The 5,534-nt window shown below is 36.2% G+C and carries 7 protein-coding genes and 2 pseudogenes; all 9 read left to right on the top strand.

What is annotated here, in order from left to right; translation table 11 throughout:
• Positions 1 to 213: pseudogene (locus AB3X49_RS16780) on the top strand (hypothetical protein); the annotation flags it as partial.
• A 13-nt stretch (positions 214 to 226) separates the two neighbouring features.
• Positions 227 to 406: a hypothetical protein gene (locus AB3X49_RS16775; RefSeq protein ID WP_367963496.1), complete on the top strand. Its 180-nt coding sequence runs from the start codon at positions 227 to 229 to the stop codon at positions 404 to 406.
• Between the two features lie 225 nt (positions 407 to 631).
• Positions 632 to 874 carry a YqaI family protein gene (locus tag AB3X49_RS16770; RefSeq protein WP_367963494.1) on the top strand — a complete coding sequence of 81 codons (243 nt, stop codon included), beginning with the start codon at positions 632 to 634 and terminating at the stop codon, positions 872 to 874.
• A 144-nt stretch (positions 875 to 1,018) separates the two neighbouring features.
• On the top strand, positions 1,019 to 1,210 hold the full coding sequence (locus tag AB3X49_RS16765) for a hypothetical protein (protein WP_367963492.1): 192 nt from the start codon (positions 1,019 to 1,021) through the stop codon (positions 1,208 to 1,210).
• A gap of 5 nt (positions 1,211 to 1,215) precedes the next feature.
• Positions 1,216 to 1,887 carry an AAA family ATPase gene (locus AB3X49_RS16760; RefSeq protein ID WP_367963490.1) on the top strand — a complete coding sequence of 224 codons (672 nt, stop codon included), beginning with the start codon at positions 1,216 to 1,218 and terminating at the stop codon, positions 1,885 to 1,887.
• 28 nt (positions 1,888 to 1,915) lie between these two features.
• The gene (locus AB3X49_RS16755; RefSeq protein WP_367963487.1) at positions 1,916 to 2,374 is read left to right on the top strand and encodes a DUF669 domain-containing protein; all 459 of its coding nucleotides are present in this window, start codon (positions 1,916 to 1,918) and stop codon (positions 2,372 to 2,374) included.
• Positions 2,375 to 2,445: 71 nt separating this feature from the next.
• Positions 2,446 to 4,800, top strand: a complete 2,355-nt coding sequence (locus tag AB3X49_RS16750) for a phage/plasmid primase, P4 family (protein ID WP_367963485.1) — start codon at positions 2,446 to 2,448, stop codon at positions 4,798 to 4,800.
• Between the two features lie 274 nt (positions 4,801 to 5,074).
• Positions 5,075 to 5,311: a primase-like DNA-binding domain-containing protein gene (locus AB3X49_RS16745; protein ID WP_367963483.1), complete on the top strand. Its 237-nt coding sequence runs from the start codon at positions 5,075 to 5,077 to the stop codon at positions 5,309 to 5,311.
• Positions 5,299 to 5,534 (top strand): annotated as a pseudogene (locus AB3X49_RS16740) (hypothetical protein); the annotation flags it as partial. The gene AB3X49_RS16745 and the pseudogene AB3X49_RS16740, both read left to right, overlap by 13 nt.

Raw genomic sequence — 5,534 nt, 5'->3', positions numbered from 1 at the left:
GGAACAAAAGGTGAGATTGAAAAGAAATTGGCAGAGCGTATGAAACGTGAAACGATGCAGGTGATGTGCCAGATTACTTCATATGTGAAAAAGCAGTTAAGTTTACGCTCTATCGATGATATACCAAATGGATTAGTAGATGTACACAAGACACTCGTTAGAGATTTGACATGGAAGAAACTCAAAAACTCTGAAATGAAAGGTACGATGTAGGATGAATAAGAAATTGAGTGTGCAAACGGCTTACCTAGTTATGGTGGGGAACAGATTTGTTGGATATGAAAAGCCACTAATGATATCTGAAGGTGTGAGGGATGCGATGGAATTTGATTATGATACGGCAAAGAAGATTGCTAGCGAACTAAATGGCGTAGTAGTGAGAAGGACAACGGAGTATAACATATAGCATTTGTAAAGTGTACGTAAGATGAACGCAAAAAATCCCTATAAAATAGGACTTTTTGTAGAAACGCTACTTGAATGTGCACAGGCGTGAGACTCGCTTACACTTTTGAAAAAATGCCTTCACCTTACTATAACAGAAAAGTGTTCCATGTAAAACAAGAAAAAGGTTCTTAAAACGACAACAGTATAAAAAAGTTGTTGAAATATGGGGAGGGAGGAATGACACATGATAGAAAACCCAATGGTTTTACATAACGGGTATGGCATTTGTGATCCACAGGAAGAGGAACTCATTCCGTTCAAAGATATTTGCGGGAGTGATGTCTTTCTGGAGGACGATATCCTTGTTTCTTCCGATGGGGAAATGTTACTTAAGGAGAATGCTGTTCCATATTTACTTTCTATTTTAGGATTCCAAGAAAGAATGGCAGGTGGATGGGATGAGTTTACAACAAAAACTAGAAAATGAGATATCCATTTTAAGGTTCCTCATCGCTCGATACAAGCGTTGTAGTGATTCTGAATCTATTTGTATAGTGATTGCCTATGAATATGGGCTACAAGTTTTATTAGAGATATCCGAATTAAGTAAAGAACAAGAGGTGGTTCCATTTTGAATGCGGGGATTGAAGAATTAGAGAAATCATTATCTGTGGAACAGCGAAGATTAAGTGAGTATAAGCGAGAATTAGAGAGGTTAATAGAAAAGAGACCAATTGTAGAACAAAATATCCGAGACACCGAAAGCAAAATCAAGGACATCGAAGCTTCCATTTTTGTTCTAAAAAGCATGGCGAAGGAGTGAATCAATTGGAAATCACAAACGGTGCTGCAATTACCAAAAGTAAAAAAGCGAAAATCATTATCTATTCAAAGCCAGGCAACGGTAAAACAACGGTTGCTGGGTTGTTACCAGGTAAAACATTGGTCCTTGATATTGATGGGACAAGCCAAGTGTTATCAGGTTACGAAAATGTAGATGTAGCTAAAGTTAATGGTGAAAATCCACATGATAGCATTCTACAGTTTTACGGACTCGCAAAAGCAAACATTGGTAAGTATGACAATATCTTTATCGATAACCTAACACATTACCAAAAGCTATGGTTGCTTAAAAAAGGCGAAAATACAAAAAGCGGTATGCCGGAATTAAAGGACTACGCCCTACTAGATAACCATCTTTTAAAGGTAGTAGAAACATTTAATTCATTAGATGCAAATGTTATTTTCACAGCTTGGGAGACAACAAGAAATATCACTCATGATGATGGTCAGCAATACACACAATTCATTCCAGATATTCGGGATAAGATCGTTAATCACATTATGGGAATTGTTCATGTTGTTGGTCAATTGGTCAAAAAGGCAGATGGAACAAGAGGATTTGTTTTAGAAGGTAATCAAAGCGTTTTTGCTAAGAATCATTTAGATGCGCGTTTAGGTTGTGTACAAGAAGAATTAATCGTGTCATCCACAAATTAAATAAAACAAATAAAAGGGAGAGATTTAAATGTCATTTTTCAAAATGGACGAAGTAGAAGAAGTAAAAGGGTTTGGGATTATTGCTAAAGGCGAATACGAAGTAACTGTAACTAATGCTAAAGGTGAAATTGCTAAGTCGAGCGGAAAACCTAAACTTGAAATAGATTTTGAGATTCGTAGTGATGTACCACAAAATCATCAAGGTGCAAAAGTTTTATACAACACGTTTACTTTTGAACATCCAACAGCGAAAGGACTTGCTAAATCATTCTTCTTAGCTTGCGGAATGCCTAATAACTACGCTCCTGCAACGATAGAACAAATGGCGAAGGATGTATATGGGGAAAATTTAATTATCTATGTTACGCATAAAAAACAAGACGATGGACGCGAATTCCCGAAAGCTTCTAGTTACAGAGCATCTGAGGTTAACGCTCCACAACAGCAATCTCCAGTGACTATTGGCGATGCAGATTTACCGTTCTAATAACTAAATAGAGAGGTTGGTTTTAACCGACTTCTCTTTTTTATACCCTAAAAAGCTAATCGGAGGGCGAAATGAAAAAGAATCCATACAATTTTAATGAAATTCCTGCCGAATTAAAGGCCCTTCCTCAATGGATTTTGTGGAAGTTCGAAACACGAAATGGTAAGCAGACAAAAGTTCCGTGTCAAGTCACTGGTGAAATGGCCCAAGCAAATAATAGGCGTACATGGTCAACATTTGCAACAGCGGTCAAATTTTACTTAGAAGGTGAATATGACGGAATAGGGTTCGTGTTTAGTAGGCAGGACAATTACATCGGAATAGACATAGATAAGTGTGTTGTGGACGGAAAAACAAATGCATTCTCAACTGAAATTATCGATACATTAGACAGCTATACAGAGTTTTCACCGTCTGGAAAAGGCATCCACATCATTATTAAAGGTAGTCTTCCACAATCTGTTTTAGGTACAGGAAGGAAAAATACAAAGCACGGTTTAGAAATTTACTCATACGGTCGTTTCTTTACTTTCACAGGAAATCGTGAAAATTCTAATGATGTGTACGATCGCACGGATGAACTAGCAGAAGTATTTGAACAGTATTTTGATGATAGCGATATTCAAGGACGAGTAAATTTAGCTGAATTTGAGAAAGACGAAATCAAAATTTCAAATGAATCTCTATGGGAGAAAATGTTCCGTAGTAAAAATGGTGATGAAATTCGTTCGTTATACAATGGCAACTTAATAAATGATGATCATTCAGCGAGTGACCTTGCTTTATGTAATCATCTTGCCTTTTGGACAGGTAATTCAGCAACTCGAATGGATTCAATGTTCCGTGAAACAAGCTTAATCCGTGATAAATGGGACGTTATCCATTTTAGCGATACAAATGAAACATACGGTGAAAGAACCATAGGGAAAGCTATTTCATCTACCTCCACAACTATCTTAGACAACAAACAGCAATTCGAAGAGTTTTCATTTGATTTTATACATGAAGATGTAGCTGAAGTTGTGGAAGACAAACCAAAAAGGAAATTCAAATTAACTGAACTCGGAAATGCGGAACGTATCGCATATGAATATGGCCATGTAATCAAGTTTGTTGGTGATATTGGTTGGTATATATGGGACGGGAAACGTTGGCGAGTAGATACGAAAAAAGAAATTGAAAGAATTACAGCAAAAGTACTCCGCAGCCTTTCTAAATCAGATGATGAATCGGAAGTGAAATGGGCGCGGATGTGTGAGCGTAGGAATGTCCGAATGAATAGTATTAAAGACCTTATGCCATTAGTTCCAGGAGAACGTGCAGAATTCGATAAACATAAATACCTGTTAAATGTTGAAAACGGTATTGTTGATTTAAAAACAGGAAAGCTGCAGCAACATGATCGAGAACTTGGTTTAACTAAAATCACTAATATTGCATTCGATAAAAATGCAAAATGTCCAGAATGGCTTACCTTCTTAGATCAGGTATTCCAAGGGGATAAAGAGTTGGCTGAATACATGCAGCGGTTAATCGGCTATTCCCTTACTGGAGAAATTACAGAACAAATAATGGTCTTCCTAATCGGTGGAGGTTCAAATGGAAAATCAACTTTCATCAATATTATTAAGGAAATTATGGGTGACTATGGAAGACAAGCTAAATCAGATACTTTCATCAAAAAGAAAGAAACTGGAGCTAATAACGATATCGCTAGGTTAGCTGGATCTCGCTTTGTATCAGCGATTGAAAGTGAAGATGGGGAACAACTATCAGAAGCCTTTGTAAAGCAAATAACAGGCGGTGAGCCAGTATTAGCGCGTTTTCTTAGACAAGAGTTCTTTGAGTTCATACCTGAGTTTAAAGTTTTCTTTACTACAAACCATAAGCCAGTAATCAAAGGCGTAGATGAAGGGATTTGGAGACGTATTCGCTTGATTCCATTCAATCTACAGTTACCAAAGGAAAAACGTGATAAAAAGCTACCTGAAAAGTTAAGTCTTGAAATGCCAGGCATTCTGAATTGGGCCATTGAGGGTTGCTTGAAGTGGCAGCAGTTGGGACTAAACGATCCAGCCATTGTAATGAAAGCAACAGGTGATTATAAAGAGGAAATGGATATACTCGGGCCGTTCATGTTCGAATGTTGTTGCAAAAGAGAAGATGTTCAGATTGAAGCGAAAGACTTATATGAAGTTTATGCGAATTGGTGTTTCAGAAATGGTGAACATCAATTAAAAAATAGAGCATTTTACCGAATTTTAGAAACGCAAGGATTCAAACGGGAACGCGGGAATCGAAATAAGTTTTTCATTAAGGGTGTTACTTTAATGGAGCGAAAAAATACTTTTATGAAGCAAAAGTTACTGAAAAACGATGAAAATAGCGAAAGTGTTACTAAAAAAAACACGTTTAAAATCTCTTGAAACCCTTATGTATCAAGGGTTCAAGGTACTTTTTATACCTTTGTTGTTACTTTTGTTACTTAATATCATTATCTATAAAAAATAAATAAATATATATAGTATATATAGCGCGCGATTCCGACAGACGGTAACACCAGTAACACGAAGTGGGGTAAACCCTTGTGGCTGTAAGGGTTATGGTGTGTTACTAAATGAAAAAAAGCGTAATTTAAGGTGTTTTTTGAGTAAAATACGATGATTTCCGTAACACGATTAGTAAAGTGGGTGAGTTTTTATGGAAAAGTTCATAGAAGGAAATTTAGTTAAAGATATTAAGAACTTCGAAAAGAATGAGGATTTATATGAACGATATCTAAAGTATTGCAAGTTTTATAACCTAAAACCATTAACGAAGATTAAGTTAAATAATCAACTAAAAAAATTTAATATGGGCGTTAAACATCAAAGAATGAAAAACTACATAACTGAATATGGAAGGTGGGGAGTGAAACTACTACCATGCAAGTATTAGAAATCATAAGTGCAATTTGGAAATCAGGCGCAAATATCTATCTTGATCCGACTGATAACCGAATCGGGATAAAAAGACAGGAATTAATATCTGTGGAAGTAATGCAAGCTGCGGAACAAAATTTCAACGGAATTGATACTTGGTTTAAGTCCTGGAAGGATGCAAATAACGAAAAAGTTACAATCCTAAAGATTTTTTATCAGTTTTCTGGTTGGAAACATAA

The sequence above is a fragment of the Bacillus sp. C30 genome, from assembly GCF_040838255.1.
GTDB classification, from domain to species: Bacteria; Bacillota; Bacilli; order Bacillales; family Bacillaceae_G; genus Bacillus_A; species Bacillus_A mycoides.
Note: the sequence above shows the minus strand (reverse complement) of the source record. Positions and strands in the feature narration are given on the sequence as shown.